The 15,485-nt window shown below is 60.9% G+C and carries 15 protein-coding genes and 1 pseudogene; 8 read left to right on the plus strand and 8 right to left on the minus strand.

What is annotated here, in order from left to right; genetic code table 11:
• Positions 1–7 precede the first annotated feature (7 nt).
• Positions 8–1,690 (plus strand): VOC family protein, encoded by a 1,683-nt coding sequence (locus CO666_RS16715; protein ID WP_245436799.1) that lies wholly within the window; start codon positions 8–10, stop codon positions 1,688–1,690.
• Here CO666_RS16715 and CO666_RS16720 read toward each other — a convergent pair.
• The 3 genes and pseudogenes from CO666_RS16720 to CO666_RS16730 all read right to left on the minus strand — a co-directional run bounded on the left by CO666_RS16720 (position 1,656) and on the right by CO666_RS16730 (position 4,628).
• Positions 1,656–2,561, minus strand: a complete 906-nt coding sequence (locus CO666_RS16720) for a DMT family transporter (RefSeq protein ID WP_097613198.1) — start codon at positions 2,559–2,561, stop codon at positions 1,656–1,658. The two genes, CO666_RS16715 and CO666_RS16720, sit on opposite strands and share 35 nt — an antisense overlap.
• A gap of 107 nt (positions 2,562–2,668) precedes the next feature.
• A pseudogene (locus tag CO666_RS16725) lies at positions 2,669–4,146 on the minus strand (FAD/NAD(P)-binding protein).
• Between the two features lie 53 nt (positions 4,147–4,199).
• The gene (locus CO666_RS16730) at positions 4,200–4,628 is read right to left on the minus strand and encodes an OsmC family protein (RefSeq protein ID WP_097613199.1); all 429 of its coding nucleotides are present in this window, start codon (positions 4,626–4,628) and stop codon (positions 4,200–4,202) included.
• Between the two features lie 145 nt (positions 4,629–4,773).
• Between CO666_RS16730 and CO666_RS16735 the strand changes: the two genes are divergently transcribed.
• Genes CO666_RS16735 through ku (CO666_RS16745) form a run of 3 tightly spaced genes read left to right on the plus strand, consistent with a single transcriptional unit; the run spans position 4,774 to position 6,187 of the window.
• The gene (locus tag CO666_RS16735; RefSeq protein ID WP_049733122.1) at positions 4,774–5,034 is read left to right on the plus strand and encodes a hypothetical protein; all 261 of its coding nucleotides are present in this window, start codon (positions 4,774–4,776) and stop codon (positions 5,032–5,034) included.
• 49 nt (positions 5,035–5,083) lie between these two features.
• A complete protein-coding gene (locus tag CO666_RS16740) occupies positions 5,084–5,317 on the plus strand; it encodes a DUF2188 domain-containing protein (protein WP_097613200.1) in 234 nt (77 codons plus the stop codon).
• Between the two features lie 18 nt (positions 5,318–5,335).
• Complete coding sequence (gene ku / locus CO666_RS16745; RefSeq protein WP_097613201.1) at positions 5,336–6,187, plus strand: non-homologous end joining protein Ku; 852 nt, start codon at positions 5,336–5,338, stop codon at positions 6,185–6,187.
• 33 nt (positions 6,188–6,220) lie between these two features.
• On the opposite strand, the gene ku (CO666_RS16750) is transcribed toward ku (CO666_RS16745), so the two are convergent.
• Positions 6,221–7,024 (minus strand): non-homologous end joining protein Ku, encoded by an 804-nt coding sequence (ku, locus tag CO666_RS16750; protein WP_097613202.1) that lies wholly within the window; start codon positions 7,022–7,024, stop codon positions 6,221–6,223.
• 226 nt (positions 7,025–7,250) lie between these two features.
• On the opposite strand from ku (CO666_RS16750), the gene CO666_RS16755 reads away from it, so the two are divergent.
• The 3 genes from CO666_RS16755 to CO666_RS16765 are packed head-to-tail and all read left to right on the plus strand — an operon-like array spanning position 7,251 to position 10,477.
• The gene (locus CO666_RS16755; protein WP_097613203.1) at positions 7,251–7,985 is read left to right on the plus strand and encodes a GDSL-type esterase/lipase family protein; all 735 of its coding nucleotides are present in this window, start codon (positions 7,251–7,253) and stop codon (positions 7,983–7,985) included.
• Positions 7,986–8,028: 43 nt separating this feature from the next.
• Positions 8,029–9,384, plus strand: a complete 1,356-nt coding sequence (locus CO666_RS16760; RefSeq protein WP_097613204.1) for an O-antigen ligase family protein — start codon at positions 8,029–8,031, stop codon at positions 9,382–9,384.
• The gene (locus CO666_RS16765; RefSeq protein ID WP_097613205.1) at positions 9,371–10,477 is read left to right on the plus strand and encodes an acyltransferase family protein; all 1,107 of its coding nucleotides are present in this window, start codon (positions 9,371–9,373) and stop codon (positions 10,475–10,477) included. Before CO666_RS16760 ends, CO666_RS16765 begins: the two co-directional genes overlap by 14 nt.
• A 36-nt stretch (positions 10,478–10,513) precedes the next feature.
• Here CO666_RS16765 and CO666_RS16770 read toward each other — a convergent pair whose 3' ends face one another.
• Both CO666_RS16770 and CO666_RS16775 read right to left on the minus strand, forming a co-directional pair.
• Entirely contained in the window at positions 10,514–11,659 is a 1,146-nt protein-coding gene (locus tag CO666_RS16770) for a right-handed parallel beta-helix repeat-containing protein (RefSeq protein ID WP_097613206.1), read from the minus strand.
• A gap of 74 nt (positions 11,660–11,733) precedes the next feature.
• Entirely contained in the window at positions 11,734–12,384 is a 651-nt protein-coding gene (locus CO666_RS16775) for an esterase/lipase family protein (protein WP_097613254.1), read from the minus strand.
• A gap of 176 nt (positions 12,385–12,560) precedes the next feature.
• On the opposite strand from CO666_RS16775, the gene CO666_RS16780 reads away from it, so the two are divergent.
• Positions 12,561–13,580, plus strand: a complete 1,020-nt coding sequence (locus CO666_RS16780) for a LacI family DNA-binding transcriptional regulator (protein WP_097613207.1) — start codon at positions 12,561–12,563, stop codon at positions 13,578–13,580.
• Positions 13,581–13,598: 18 nt separating this feature from the next.
• On the opposite strand, the gene CO666_RS16785 is transcribed toward CO666_RS16780, so the two are convergent.
• Complete coding sequence (locus CO666_RS16785) at positions 13,599–14,609, minus strand: zinc-dependent alcohol dehydrogenase family protein (RefSeq protein ID WP_097613208.1); 1,011 nt, start codon at positions 14,607–14,609, stop codon at positions 13,599–13,601.
• Positions 14,610–14,664: 55 nt separating this feature from the next.
• The gene (locus CO666_RS16790; protein WP_097613209.1) at positions 14,665–15,453 is read right to left on the minus strand and encodes an L-iditol 2-dehydrogenase; all 789 of its coding nucleotides are present in this window, start codon (positions 15,451–15,453) and stop codon (positions 14,665–14,667) included.
• Positions 15,454–15,485: the final 32 nt, after the last annotated feature.

Below are 15,485 nucleotides of genomic sequence, written 5' to 3' on the forward strand. Positions count from 1 at the left end.
CAACGGTATGACTTTCGCAGCTTTCATACTCGCGCTCCTGACGACGCCGCTTCAATCAGGACTGCTCCAGATGGTATCAGGCATACATCACATCACAGCCGTCACCCGAAAAGTGCAGGCGAATGTGGACTTTTACGCCGGCTTTCTCGGCATGCGGCTCGTCAAGCAGACGGCCGGTTACGAGGACGCGACCCAACTTCATCTCTTCTACGGCGATGCAGCGGGAACACCGGGTTCGCTGCTGACCTTCCTCGCCTGGGAAGATGGCGCGCCCGGCCGGGCCGGCTACGGCCAGATCAGCGAAATATCCCTGTCGATCGACCCCGCCAGCATCGGTTACTGGCTGACGCGCGCCATGAGCTTCGGCCTGCGCTCGGAAGGGCCGGCCGACGAATTCGGCGAACCGGTGCTCAGGCTGAAGGACCCCGACAACATCATTCTCAAGCTCGCCGGCGCCAAGAACCTGACATCGGCTGATGTCTGGGACGGTGGCTCGATCCCGGTCGAACACGCCATCCAGCGCGTGCGCGGAGCAACCATGCTGACGGAGGCACCCGCCGAAAGCCGGAACTTTCTCGAGCGCCATTTCGGCTATCGCTTCCAGGCCAATCGCGGCACGATCGACAGGCTGGTTTCCGGGTCCGGCGACGTCATCGACGTGCGCGATGCGCGCGGCTTCTGGTCCGGGGCGCCGGGCACCGGGACGGTCGATCACGTCGCCTTCCGCGCGCCGGACGAGGCGACGCTGCTGTCCGTCCGCAAGGCGCTGGAAACCACCGACGCATCGCCAACCAACATGCACGACCGGAAATATTTCCGCTCGCTCTATGCCCGCGAGCCCGGCGGCACGCTGATAGAGCTTGCCACCGACAAGCCGGGCATGACCGTCGATGAAGAACACGCCGCGCTCGGGACGAAACTCTTCGCGCCGCCCGAAGCCATCACCAATCTCCACGATCTGAAGGTGGTGCTGCCGCAGTTCTCGATGCCCGGCCAACCGCGCATCAATTATCGCGAGCTGCCCTTCGTCCATCGTTTCTATACGCCGCCCGATCCCGACGGCAGTGTCTTCGTGCTGCTGCACGGCTCCGGCGGCAATGAGACGACGCTGATGCCGCTGTTGAACAAGGCGGCACCGCACGCGACGCTGCTCGGCGTGCGCGGGCGGGCGACGGAAGAAGGGTTTCCCCGCTGGTACAAGCGCATTACGCCGTTCTCCTTCGACCAGAACGACATCAAGACCGAGGCGGAGGCCTTCGCGGCCTTCATCGATGGCGCCGTCAAATCCTACGGGCTCGACCCCAAGAAGATCGTCTATGTCGGCTATTCGAACGGCGCCAATCTGTTGAACTCGCTGCTCTACCTGCACCCGAACCTGGTTCACAAGGCGGTGCTGCTGCGCTCCATGCCTGTCCTCAGCGACTATCCGCATGCCGATCTGAAGGGCACGGACCTGCTCGTCATCAGCGGCAAGACCGATGCCTACGGCAAATATGCGAGCGAGTTGGAGGAAAGGCTGAAAAGTTCGGGCGCTACCGTCGATTCCGACGTCATCGCCGGCGGCCACGACCTCGGCGACGCCGATGTGCCAATCATCCAGAAGTGGCTGCTGCAGAAAATGGGCGACGATCCACCGCCGCTGGAGCAGCAGGCGATCAAGCCGGAGAACGAGATGTTCGGGCAACCATGATCCCGGCAAGCACGATGGCGCCGCCCAGCGCCTGCATCGGCCCGATCGCCTCATTGAGCAGTGCCCAGGCGAGGATAGCGGCGATGACCGGCTGCAGCAGCAGCGTCAGCGAGGAAAAGGCCGGCGGCAGATAAGCCAGCGCATAGGTGATCGCCGCCTGCCCGCCGGCATGGCTGATGAAGGCGAGACCGAAGACCATCGACCAGCCATAGACGGTCGCCGGCAGCATGTGTCCCTCCATGAAGAAGGCGACCGGAAAGATGCAGACGGCGGCGGACGCCGTGCTCCACAGCATGATCCGCATCGTATCGAACCGGCTGCGCAAGCTGCCGAGCGCAAGGATGTAGCAGGCATAGAAGAAGGCGGCGATCATTGCCAGGCCGTCGCCGTGAAGGTCGCCGTTGCCGATCGCCGCCGGTCCGCCTTTCAGGACGACGACGCCGGTCAGCGCCAGGCCAAGCCCAAGCAGGAAGACGCCGCTGATGCGCGACTTGAAAAACAGGAAGGCGATCACGGTGACGAAAACAGGCGCGAGGTTGGCGAGCAGCGTCGCATTGGCGACCGATGTCATCGTGATCGAAAGGTGCCAGGCGGCGAGATCGAGCGACAGCATGACGCCCGGAAGGATGAGCTGGCCGTAGTCGGAAAGGCTTTGCGGCTTCCGTCCCCTCTCCGTCTTCATGAGCGAGACGATGACGATCGGGATCAGCGCCAGCGCCACGCGCCAGAAGGCCGTCGCCATCGGCCCGACCTCGGAAAGCCGGACGAAGATCGGCGAGCCGCCGATCGCCGCCCCGCCGAGAATGAGCGCCGTCAGGGGAAGGCGGTTGGAAGGCGCGGCTTCGGAAAGGGTGGAGTCAGCCTGTGACATGATCTCGATATTTTCTGATCGCCCAAAGCAGGCGGGGGAGGTGCAGCCGCCTGCGTATCAGAAGTCGATCATCAACGACAGCCGATGAACGACACAGGGATGTAAATTCAGGCGGTATGTGTGTCGTTCACCTGCAGCTTCCCGGCGATCTCGGTGGCGACGAAGAAGGCATGCTCGGTCACCTGCGGCAGCCCCATCAGCTCGCCGAAGGTGCCGCGCGCCAAGGGCCCGGAGATCAGCAGCGACGGATCTGTCTTTCCCGACGGGCCGATCGCCTCCGAGCGCTCGGTGCAGGCAAGGCCGAGGCCGGTGGGATCCAGCGACAGGTGGCCGCTTGCGGCCAGGGCTGCGAGCCAGGGCTGGGTTTCGAGAATGCCGCCATGGGCCGGGCCGGTGGTGACGACGACGGCGTCATAGCTCCGCTCCAACGATCGGCGCTGATGGCGCGGCTGCAGGCTGGCCAGGATGAGCTCGCCGTCGATGCGCGCATCGGCGACAGAGCCGGCAAGGATTTCGAGGCGACCGGCGGCAACCGCCGTGTCGAGCACCGCTTCGACCTGCGGCGCGATTCGGAACCGGTGCACGTCCCAATAGGGTCTGAGATGGCGGACGAGGCGGCGGCGTTCGGCAACCGGCAGCGCCTGCCAGAGATCATATCCCTGCGCCCTCACCTGATCGATCACGCCGTGCCAGCTTATGCCCTCAGCCTTCGCCGCGCCGACGGCGGCGCGAATCGCCGCCAGCAGCGACATGGCGGAAGGGGCCGTATCGGAGAGGAAATCGCCGAAGAGCGGCTGCGGCACCGGTGCATGCCCGCGCGAACGCAGGCCGCGACGCGAGATCGCCGTTAGCGGACCGTCATGACCGCGCTCGGCCAGGGAGGCGATGACATCGGCAGCCGTCAGGCCGTTGCCGATGACCAGCACCCGGTCATGCGGGCGGACCACGTCGAGCGCGCCGGGCCTGGTGGTATCGGCGACGAAACGGGGATGGGCTGCAAGCCGGCTCGCCAGCCGGCCGGGGGCTGCCGGCGGCGGATGGCTGGTGGCAATCGCAACGATATCGGCCTCAGTGACGCCGCCCTTGTCGTCGCGGATCGTCCAGCGGCCGGCATGGCGCTCGACACCGGTCACCGCAGTGCGGCAGTGACGGACGCTGCCGTCTTCCAGCAACGGTTTCAGCAGCGAGGCGACATAATCGCCGAAGAGCCGGCGCCGCGGGAAGAGCGAACCATCGGGCCGTTTTGCCCCGGGGTCGTCAGCGACGGCGTCACGGGCTTCGATCCAGGCCTGGAATTCGCCCAGTTCGTCGGGCTGCAGGCTCATCTTGGCGGCTGGAACATTGATGCGGTGGGCCGGATCTGATGTGTCATAGGCCAAGCCGCGGCCGAGCTCGGCGCGCGGCTCGAAGACCAGGATGACGGGATGCTCACTGCTGCCCGCCCGGGCGAGATGATAGGCGACACCCGCGCCGGAGACACCGCCGCCGATGATAGCGACGACTGATGGTTCGGACGTCGGAGGAGACTTGGAATGCATGGCGGCCGGGATGTTGCTTGCGATGCCCGAGCATAGAAGTCGGATATTGGTCGCGCAATCCTCTGCCGGCAATTGTCTATAATTATTATGTAGATTCAGCCTATCCCGATATCGTCGTCGAAAAATCGGGATTGCCGCGGATCGTATTGCTCACCGTGCAGATCTCATCCTCCGCGGCCTGGACAATCTTCCGCCGGCTTTCCTCATCTATATCGCCCTTGATCGAGAAGGCGATGTTGAACCGGGCAACCCGCGAAAGGCCTTCGGTCGCCTTCTCGCCGGTAACCTCGGCGGTGATCTCGCTGATCTTGTCGAGAACGCCCAACTGGCTGGCGGCCATGCGGGCGCTGAGCACGAGGCAGGCAGACAGCGAGGAATAGAGCAGGTCGAGCGGGTTGAAGCCCGGCTGCGACGGCGACGTGACGATATCGATCTCGCCTTTGGTGGCGGAGGTGACATGCGGAAAACCGGTGCGGCCGAGAACGGCGGTGGCGCCGGTCGGGCGGGGACGAGCCTTGAGATCGACCATGATGAAATCCTCTCATGAACATTCTGCAGATGACAATGTCAGCCCGGCGCCGCACCGGGCAACGGCTGCCCGCGGTTTTCGGAACCTTTCCATCCGTCAGCAGTTGATTACACCTGAACGAAATCAGTGACAAAGGTGGATTGCGATGGCGCATGTCCGCAGAATGGATCGCCAGGGCGGGCGCATGGACGCCCGCGATCGGCTGATCGTCGCGCTTTACGCACAGCTCAAGGCCGAGCGGGAAACGCGCGAGACGCTGGAATGGGCGATCCGCAACGGCGCCGTCTCGCAGGAGGTGCTGGAGGCGATTGCCACCGATCCGGTTCCCGTCGTCACCAGCGAGGATATCGCTTCGGTGGAGAAAATCATCGCCCTCGACGAGGGGCGCAAAACCAATCGAAATTAGAGTATGATGCCGTCATGCTCCCTATCCAATTGAGAAGAGGAGATCCGAAATGGCCGATATCACCTATCAGGTCGTGCCGCATGACAATGGCTGGGCCTACAAGCTCGGCGACACGCTGTCGGAAACCTATGCGACGGCCGATGAAGCGATCGTTCACGCCAGGGACGCCGCGTCGCGCCAGAAGATCGGCGACGGCGACGCGCTGCTTGCCTATCCCGCGCCCGATGGTCGCGGCTGGGCATTCCAGGAACTCGAAACCGACAAGAGCAACGGTCGGCTCTGATTGACAACGGAGGATGGAATGGCCGCGCGGGCAAGCTGGAAAGGTCATCTGAAGGTGGGCGACCTTGCCTGCGCCGTCGGGCTTTACACCGCCATTTCCTCCTCCGACCGCGTCTCCTTCAATATCATCAACCGCAAGACCGGCCATCGGGTGGAACGGCAATTCGTCGACAGCGAGACCGGCAAACCGGTCGAGCGGGACGATCAGGTCAAGGGCTACCAGATGGAGAATGGCGATTACATCGTCATCGAGGGCGATGAGATCGCCCAACTCATGCCGGAAAGCGACAAGATCCTCAATATCAAAGCTTTCATCGGCTACGACGATATCGACAAGCTCTATTTCGACCGGCCTTATTACCTCGCCCCCGTCGACGAGCATGATGAAGAGGCGCTGTCGCTGATCGCAAGGGGCATGCGCGACGGCAAGGTCGCAGCACTCGCCGAAGCCGTGCTGTTCCGGCGCAACCGGACGCTGCTGATCCGCCCGCATGACGACTGCATCGTCGCGACGATGCTGAATTTCGACTACGAGGTGCGTTCGGCCGACACCGTCTTCAAGGACATTCCCGACATCACGTTCGACAAGGAGATGATCGCGCTTGCCGGACATATCATCGGCACCAAGCAGGGCAGTTTCGAACCGAGCGAATATGTGGATCGCTACGAGGCTGCCCTCGTCGAACTGGTGAAGGCGAAGATCGAGGGCCGGGCACCGCCGAAGAAGAAGCAGCCGCCGGAACGCAAAGTGGTCGACCTGATGGAAGCACTGCGCCAGAGCGCCGGCATGAGCAGCAAAGGTTCGGCAAAGAAGGTCCCGGCGAAGAAGACGCCGGCGCGCAGCGACAGCCACAGGAAGAAGGCAAGCTGAAACGGGTCTCGAACGGATCAGGCGTGACGCGATTTAACGCGACGGCTTCCCGTCCTCCGCGGCCAGGCTCTTTTTCAGCGCATCCATGATATTGACGACGTTGCCGGTCGATTTCACCGGTGCGGGTTTTTTCGCAGGCACGGCCTGCTTCAGGCTCTTCTGCTTGTTGCGGATCATCGACTTCAGGCGCTTCTGGATCGGATCCTGCACCATGGCCGGGCTCCAATCCTTCGTCTCTTCCTTCACCAGCTGCTTCATCAGCGTCAGCAGCTTGCTGTCGATCTCCGTGTTGCTGTCGAGCTCGGCCGCCGGTTCGCGCACCTCGTCGCCATAACGCAGGGTCCAGAGAACGATGCCCTTGCCCTGCGGCTCCAGCAGCACGGCACGCTCGCGACGATAGAGCACGAGGCGGGCGATGCCGACGACATCATTCGCCTTCATCGCCTCGCGGATGACGCAGAAGGCTTCCACTCCGACCTTGTCCTCGGGGGCCAGAAAATGCGGTTTATCGTACCAGATCCAGTCGATCGAGCCGCGCGGCACGAATGTGTCGATATCGATGGTGCGGGTGCTTTCGAGCCCGACCTCCTCGATCTCCTCGTCTTCGAGCATGACATAATCGTCCTCGCCGCGCGGATAGCCTTTCACCTGGTCCCGATCGGCCACCGGCTTATGGGTGACGCTGTCGACATAACGGCTTTCGACGCGGTTCTTCGTCTGGCGATTGAGCACATGGAACCGCACCTTGTTGCTTTCGGTCGTCGCTGGCGTGAGCGAGACGGCGGCGGTGACGAGCGAGAGCTTGAGATAGCCTTTCCAGAATGTCTGACGTGCCATGTCTGTCCTGCCTCCCGGACACGGTTGGGCATTGTTATCAACGGCGGATGCGGTGTTTGGTTCCCATTGAAGTTCGTATCGAGGATAGGCCAGTGCATTCTAAAATTCATGGATCAAACGGACTTGAGCATTCCAGCAAAGTGCCTCAGAGCCGCTCTTGCCTTGCTGCGTCCATTTTCCTACTCAATAATGAAAGGGCAAAGACCTCAGGATAGCGGTAATCTGAATGTTGCGACATTTCGCCAAACTTGCCATCACCTTCATATTCAATTTCCTTCTCATCATCGGCGCTCCCGGCCTCTCCTTCGGACAGGAATGCCCCGAGCCGGCAATGGCGGCAAATGTTTCGGTCCAGCAAAAGCCAGCAAGCAAGAGATATGATCGCGCCCTTCCCATCTATCGCGACAAATCCGCTCGATATGACATGGCTCTCGTCGGAGATTCCCTTGTCGAACAGTGGCAGCCTTTGATCGCGGACAGTTTTCCCGGTCGCCACGTCATGAACCTGGCGGTCGCGGGTGATACCACGCAAAATGCACTCTACCGGCTCGACGAACTGAACCTTCCGGATTTTCATCCCAAAGATGTTGTCGTGCTTATCGGCACGAACAACCTGGGTGCGAAATCTGCGCCGTGCGCCGTGGCGGCTGGTGTGGTTGCTGTTGTCAGCAAGGTTCGGGCTCTCTGGCCAACAGCCCATATTTATTCATTGTCCATACCTCCGCGGGGCAAAAATTATGCCTCGTACGAGGATATAAGAATTTCCGCCAATCAACTGGTGGTGTCATCATTGGCTAAAATGCCCGGTGTCACCTTTATTCAAATGACCGATGATATGTTGCGGTGCGGAAAGCCAAGCGATAAGGAATGTTCCAACTACAAGCCTGACCATCTTCATTTCAATGAAGGGGCATACAAGCTGATCACGAGCTTCCTCACCGCTGCGGGTCTACAGCTTTGATTTTTGCCGGACAGGTGGCTACCAAAAAGTAAGGCGGAATGTCATGAGCACCTCATTTGACAGCTACCAACCGATTGGCCTGCAAAGACATCGACCCAGAACTCGCGCGCAATATCGCATGCGGCGAGAAACCCTCGTGCGGATTGTCCTTTCCGTAATATTTTATGTTTCTCTCTGGAGAGCGACCGGCATGTGGTATGGGCTGCCGGCCAACTTCGACGACAGCGTCGGCAAAGATCCCATGCCGATGCGGCTGTTGCTGATGTCGCTCGTTCCGCTGATCGGGCTCTACTGCGTGCTGGAGCCCAGGCGGGTCTTTGAATTGATTCGCAGCGCCTCGCCGCTGGTGGGCATCATCTGCCTATGCGTCTTTCTCTCGATTGCTTTTTCCGTCAGCGTGGGATCCTCGCTGCGGGCCCTAGTAGCCGTTGCATTGCTGACAGCGGGACCGATTCTTTACAGAGCCCGTTACGGAGCCGTCGAAACATTCGAATGTTTGGCGAAATTTGCGATTGCGGCGGCTTTCATAAATGTCCTCTATACGGCAGCCTTTCCGCAATTTGCGGTGATGAGAGGCAGTTACGCCGGGATGGTGAAGGGGGCATTCTACCATAAGAACATGCTCGGCCAATTCTCGGCAACGAACTTCATCCTGCTGCTTCCATTCAAATCGGGACCGCGTTTGCGGTACTCCGATTTATTGCGATGGGCAGCCATGTTGCTCTACCTCCTGCTCATCGTGGTGGCAAAATCGTCAACTGCGGTCGTCCTGCTTTCGATCGGGATAGCCATATTCTACGGAATGGGTTTCATTCAGCGCTTTCCAGGCCGAGTATTCAGGTCCTTCGTCGTCCTTCTCGGTTTCGCCATACTGGGTTTTCTTGTCTCCGTCGCCTTGATGGGCGTGGCACAGGCGGTTGCCGAGTCCTTCGGGAAAGACCTCACCCTCAGCGGACGCACAAATGTTTGGGAACAGTTGCTGCCACTGATCTTCGAGCGTCCTCTTACGGGCTGGGGATTTGCCCTGTTCCGACAGCCTGAGATCATGGAGCAATATGTTCGTCTCACCTGGGACGCCCAATCGACACACAACACCTATATCGAACTGGCGCTGAACATGGGCATCCCAGCCACAGTGATCTGGACGTCCTTCGTTGTGATGCGCGTCGTGGCGAAAATGACCTCGGCCCCCTTAAATCGAGCGCTTGCCATCACGAAGAGGAAGGAGGTTGTCATCATCATCCTGATCCTGATCGGCGCGTTCACCGAAGCTGGAATGATGCTCGCTCCCTTCATCTTGTGGCCCCATACCGTGATCGCACTGACGAGCCTTGGTCCCGAGTTTTTGTCTCGTTTCCGCAAACCGACCAAGGCTGGCAACCAACATGCATCAGGCTAAAAATATGAATTCTAGCAATCGCAGACTGGTCGGCCTCGATGGGATTCGCGGGCTGGCGGCCATTTGTGTGGCCGTGCATCATACCGAAGGCTTTGTCGGTTTCGATGCCGCCCCCGCCGCCTATCTCGCCGTCGATTTGTTTTTTTGTCTCAGCGGCTTCGTAATCGGTCACGCTTATGAGCGGAAACTCATTCAAGAGTCTTCCCTTTCTGCCAACGATTTCGCCATCAAGCGCCTCATCCGCTTGTATCCGATGTATTTGTTCGGCCTGTTGCTCGGCGTACTCGCATATGCGGGCATGTCACTCAGCAGAAATCAGCAAATCGACCCAACGCTGTTTGCCACTTCCCTGATTGCCTCGATGTTCTTCCTGCCGGCGATTGGCGGAACATCACTGAAGGCGCCGAACCTCTTCCCCTTCAATGGTCCGTCATGGTCGCTATTCCTGGAGATCGTGATCAACCTGGCCTACGGCTATGCGGCCAGAATGCTCTCCAGCGGCGTACTCGCGGTCATCCTCGTTGCGTCGTGGGCTTGGTTGGCGGCGCAAACGCTGACGCACGGAAGCGCTGACCTGATCCCTCTCGACGGTGCCTTGCTCTCCGGATTTCCTCGCGTTCTCTTTTCCTTCACCCTCGGCATCTTGATGTATCGCTATCGGCAGCGGCTTTCCCCTTCGGACATCGGAAAAGCAATCGCAGTGACAACAATCGTCATCGCGACCGCTCTTCTGATCTTTCAAGCGCCAGCCGCCTTGATCGGCATCAAGGACCTGATTGTGATCACCGCTTTATTTCCCATCGCGGTGCTTGTCCTTTACACCGCCAACTTCGATGGCGTGCTGCGGCAACCACTTCTTATAGCGGGAGAGGCGTCTTACGCGCTCTATGCAATTCATGTTCCCCTGTTAGGCTTGGTACTGGGAGCCTGGAAGGCCGCGGGCCTCGGACAACCGCCAGCCTGGGCGATCTTTGCCATTGTTCTTCCGCTGATCGTCCTATTGGCAATTGTCGTCACCCGCCTTTACGATGAACCGGTTCGCAAAGCGCTCAGCGCAGGAAAGGCGATAGGACTTCGCTGGCGTCGATCCTGATTTTTAGGCCGATGCTAGGTCGCAGCGCCACGCCGCTCAAATCGAGAGATAACGCCTCTGCCAAGGCAGTCTGTGTTCCTGCCATGCGCGCGGCGTGAAGTCGTCATAGGCGGTCTCGGCGATCGCCAGCATCCAGTTCTGGTCCTTGCGGGCCAAGAGCACGCAGGACAATTCCATGCCGGGCGCAACGGCGATGGACGGCCGGTTGGCGCCTGGTATGTCGATCCCCTTGTCACGCCACTGGATGCGGATCTCATCGGGCTCGGATGTCCATTGGCCTGACGAAACGGCGGCTTTTCCGTCGGGCTTGAAGGCAAGCGGCGGCGGGGTGACGTTCAGGAAGCTGCCGTCATTGACATAATTGCCATCGATATCGCCGGCAGTCTCTTTGCCCCTTCCCTTCAGAACGATATCCTGCTCGCAGCGCAGGAATATGTTGCGCCGGAAACTGCCGGACCACGGGCGGTTGGCGAAGAATGCGATGTCGCACTGGCTGATGACGTTGTCGTGGATATCGATGTCTTTGCGGAATGCCTGTTCCTGATCCGAAAAACCGCTCAGGCTGACGCCACGATTGGTGTTTTCGATCCAGTTGTCATAGACGTGGTGCCCGGCGTGATCGACCTTGTCGCCGATGCCGTAGCCGAAGGAATAATCATTCATCCTGCCGTCGCGCATGATGTTGCTGCGCACGACGGCATCATCGCCGATCGACGAAAAGGAGAAATTCTTGCCGCCGATGAAGTTGTATTCGACGAGGTAGTTTCGGGTTTTATCGCAGACCAGCGCGCCCTTGTTCGAGGTGCTGGTCGGCGACTGAAGCAGGAGGTTGCCGCGGATCACGACATTGGAACTGACATAGTCGTCCTTGTTTTCGTAGGCGAACTGGCAGCAGTCCGCCCCCTGACCGGGTGCTGCGCCGATGCGATTGTTTTCCAGGAGAACGTCCGTCACCTTCGTCAGGTAGATGCCGTCGCCGTTGACATTCTCGGTTTCGCAGCGCCGGACCGTGAGGTTCTTGCCGTTGTGGAACTTGAAGCCGCGCGGTGAATTCTTGACGATAACGTCTTCGACCACGGTATCGGAAAACACCTGATAGGCGACGCCGATATCTTCGGCGCCATCGATCACCTGCGCGCGCGTGAAGGCGCCGTGAACTTTCTTTCGCAAGATGGCGGTCATTGCATTTTCCTTCGATACCGGTGCGGCAGAGATTAAGACGATGGCATGTGGCGGATGTTTGAATATCCGGAAATTCAGGCTGTGAACCGCCCATCTTTCAGAAACGACAGGGTTTGGCTCCACATCGTCTTGTTGACGGGCAGGAAAGTGTGGTTCGCGGGAATGACGATATGGGCTGCCGCGCCGTCGAGACGGGTGCTCTCCACCGACACCTTCCCATCATTCGGCACCCTTCGGCCGATGATAAGGGAGGAGACCGGGTCGATGGTCCTGTTGCCGGCGATGATGCCAAGTTCGTAATCGACCGTGCCGGACAGCTCGGTCATTGCGGTTTGTTCGGTGATCAGCTGCTGGCCCGCCGGTCCATAGAACGTCCTGTATAGCGGCCAGTCCTTGAGGAAATCGGCAACCTGACTGCCGTTGTTCGGCGTTCCGACCATGACCACCCTCCCCAGATTGGCTGGGCGATCGTTCCTGAGGAAAGCGCGGATGATCAGTCCGCCCATCGAATAACCGACAAAATGGACACGGCCCTCGCCTGCCGCCTTCGCGGCACCGTCGATCTCCGGCCGGACGATGTCGACGAGGTCGCCGATCGAAAACCGGGTGGAGGGGTAGCCGACATTGACAACCCGATAGCCGTTGCCGGACAGGAAGTTGGCGAGCTTCTGCATGCTTCTTCTTGTCCGGGCAATCCCGTGAAAAAGGATGACCGTGTCGTTCATCATGTGTCCGCCAAAGGTGCCGTTATCGATCAATCATCTATCCTGTAGCTTTCACGGCGGACCTTGTCGATCAAGCCGGATAGCCATAAGTCCGGTATGGCGCCGTGCGCTTGATGCGGCGTCCCGCTAGTGATCTAGATGTGACTCATTCGACCGCCAGAAAGAAATGCGAGCACGTGACGACCAGCATCAGACATATCGCCAAACTTGCAGGAACGTCGGTCTCTTCGGTCTCGCGCGTTCTCAACAACAGCGGCTACGCCTCGCCTGAGCTCCGGGACCGCGTCGAGGCGGCGATCCGAACGCTGAATTACACGCCCAGCAAGGGCGCGCGCATGCTGCGCGGGGCGCCAAGCCGGATGATCGGGCTGATGCTTCCGTCGATCGACGTGCCTTTCTTCGGCATCCTCGCCCATGCGATCGAACAGGAATTGTTCCAGCATGGCTATCAGACGCTGATCTGCAGCACGGCGGAAAATATGGAGCACGAGGCGCGCTACATCTCCATGCTGCTCGCCCAGCGCGTCGACGGCGTCATCGTTGCCAGCGCTTTCGGCAGCATCGAGCATTTCGCGGTGCTGCGGGACGCTCGCATCCCGGTCATCGCCATCGACCGCGAGCTGAACGGCGTCGCCGACGACGCTGTCATGGCCGATCACGAGGAAGGCGGACGGCTGATGGCGCGCCATCTGATCGGCCTCGGTCACCGGACGATCGCCATCGTCGGGGCGCCGGCACACAGCCAGCCCATCCAGCTTCGCCTTCAGGGCATCACGGCGGAAATGGCGAAGGGCGGCATCGCGCCTGCCGTCGTGGCGATGGCGGAAGAGCACAGTTTCGCCGAGACCTACCGGCTGGCGCGAGAATTATTGGCGTCCCGGCCTGATGTCACCGCGATTATCGGCACGACCGACATTTCGGCGATTGCCGCCATCCATGCCATCCAGGATCGCGGTTTTTCCGTTCCGAACGACTATTCGGTCGTCGGCTTCGACGACCTGCCGGAGGCCGCCTATGTCTTTCCGCGGCTGACAACGGTCGCACAGCCGATCCGCGATGTCGGGCAGCAGGCCGCGCGGCTGTTGGAAGCGCTGATCGAGGCGCAGCAGACAGGCGACGAATCCCGACAGGGTGCGATCGTCAAAGTGCCGGTCACACTGATCGCGCGCGACTCCACCGGCCCCGTCCGCAGCTGAGCAGATGGGTCTCCGAAGTTAGGGCCGGACGATGACCTTGATCTCGCCCGGCAACGGCGCGTTGCCGACCACGTCGGCGACCTCCTCGAGACTTATGGTTCTGGTGACCAATGCGTCCAGTTCCAATGCTCCGCTTGCGACCATTGCCGCAGCGCGCGAATGGGTGAAGGGGTTGAGGTAGGCCGGCCTGATATCGACTTCGTTGATCAGCAGATCAAAGGGCAGAACCGGTACCTCGACACCCGCAGGCGTGACCCCAAACAGCACCAAGGTGCCACCGCGCCGCGCCATCCTCAGACCGCTTTGCAGCGTGTCGCTGACGCCGGCGCACTCGATGACCACATCGGCGCCGCCTTTGGTGACCTCTCGAACCGACGCGACCGTGTCCGAAGAATTCGGGTCGAAGGCGTGCGTCGCCCCCAGGCGCAGGGCGGCCTGGCGTCTCGATTGCTGACGCGTGATCAAAATGATCTCGCCAGCCCCGGCCAGGCGGGCCAGCTGCACCATCAGCAGGCCGATCACGCCGCCGCCGAGGATCGCGACGCTGTCGCCCGGACGGATCCCTGCCTTGTCGATGGCGTGGATGCAGCAGGCCAGCGGTTCCGAGAAGGCGCCGTGAACGGGATCGAGGCCAGCCGGCAGCGTGAAGGCCTGCGCATGCGGCACGGCCACATATTCGGCAAAGCCGCCATCCCGCGTCACGCCGATGGCGGTCAGCCTCTCGCACAGGTTCGGCCGCGCCCGCGTGCAAGCCGGACAGGTGCCGCAGGCGATATTCGGGTCGACCGTCACCAGCTCGCCGCCGGTAAAGCGGGTGACGCCATCACCGATCTCTTCGACGATGCCGCAGAATTCGTGGCCCAGCGTGACCGGGATCGCCGTCGGATATTCGCCCTTGTACATGTGGCGATCGGAACCGCAGATGCCGGCGGCGGCGACCCGGACAAGCAGCTCGCCCGGCCCGGCAACCGGTTTCTCAACGCTGCGCATGGTCAAAGACCCGATCGACTCCAAACGTACAGCTCTCATTCCACTCCTCCAGACCTCAAGCTTGATTGCCTCTTGCTGCCGATGAAACGAAGCGTCAGCTCATGACATTGCCGCCATCGACATTGTAACACTGCGCCACGATGTATGCTGCATCGGGGCCGGCCAGGAAGGCCGCCATGGCCGCTTGCTCCTCAGGGGCGCCAAATCGTCCGGCAGGAACGGCCGCAGCGACGCGGCGCTTGACGTCGCCGGGTTTCAACCCTTCCCGGCTGCCGAGTTTTCTATCGACGACGTCCCACATCGGCGTATCGACGACGCCCGGAGCGATGGCGTTGACGTTGATCCCGTAACGGATCAGCTCCAGGGCGCAGCTTTGCGTGATGCTGATGACGGCCGCCTTGGAGGCGCAGTAGGCCACGGCAGGTCCCTCGCCCCGACGCCCCGCCTGGGACGAGAAATTGATGATGCGTCCGCCTGCCCCTCGCTCCACCATGTGCCGGGCAACGGCCTGCGTCATGAAGATCAGGCCTTCGATATTGACCTGAAAGACCCGAGCGGTCCGGTCGCGGGATATTTCCAGAATGGACTCGACCTCGTAAATGCCGGCGGCGTTGACCAGGATGTCGATCTGACCGGCGGTTGATATCGTGAAGCGCGTAGCGTCTTCGATGCTGTCCTGGCTGGTCACATCAAGCGCCACACCCCAGGCATCAGGGCCGATCGCTTCCGCCACCCGGACGCATCGTTCGCCGTCGAGATCCGCCACGACAACTCTGGCGCCCTCGGCGGCGAAGCGTTCGCATACCGCCTTGCCGATGCCGCTCGCTCCTCCCGTAACCAGTGCCACCTTGCCGGAAAGCCGCGCCGTTTCCGCATAGGTCATCGCCCCACCTCCCCGGTCGCACCTAAACCGAT

Origin of the sequence: Rhizobium chutanense (assembly GCF_002531935.1) — a bacterium.
GTDB lineage: Bacteria > Pseudomonadota > Alphaproteobacteria > Rhizobiales > Rhizobiaceae > Rhizobium > Rhizobium chutanense.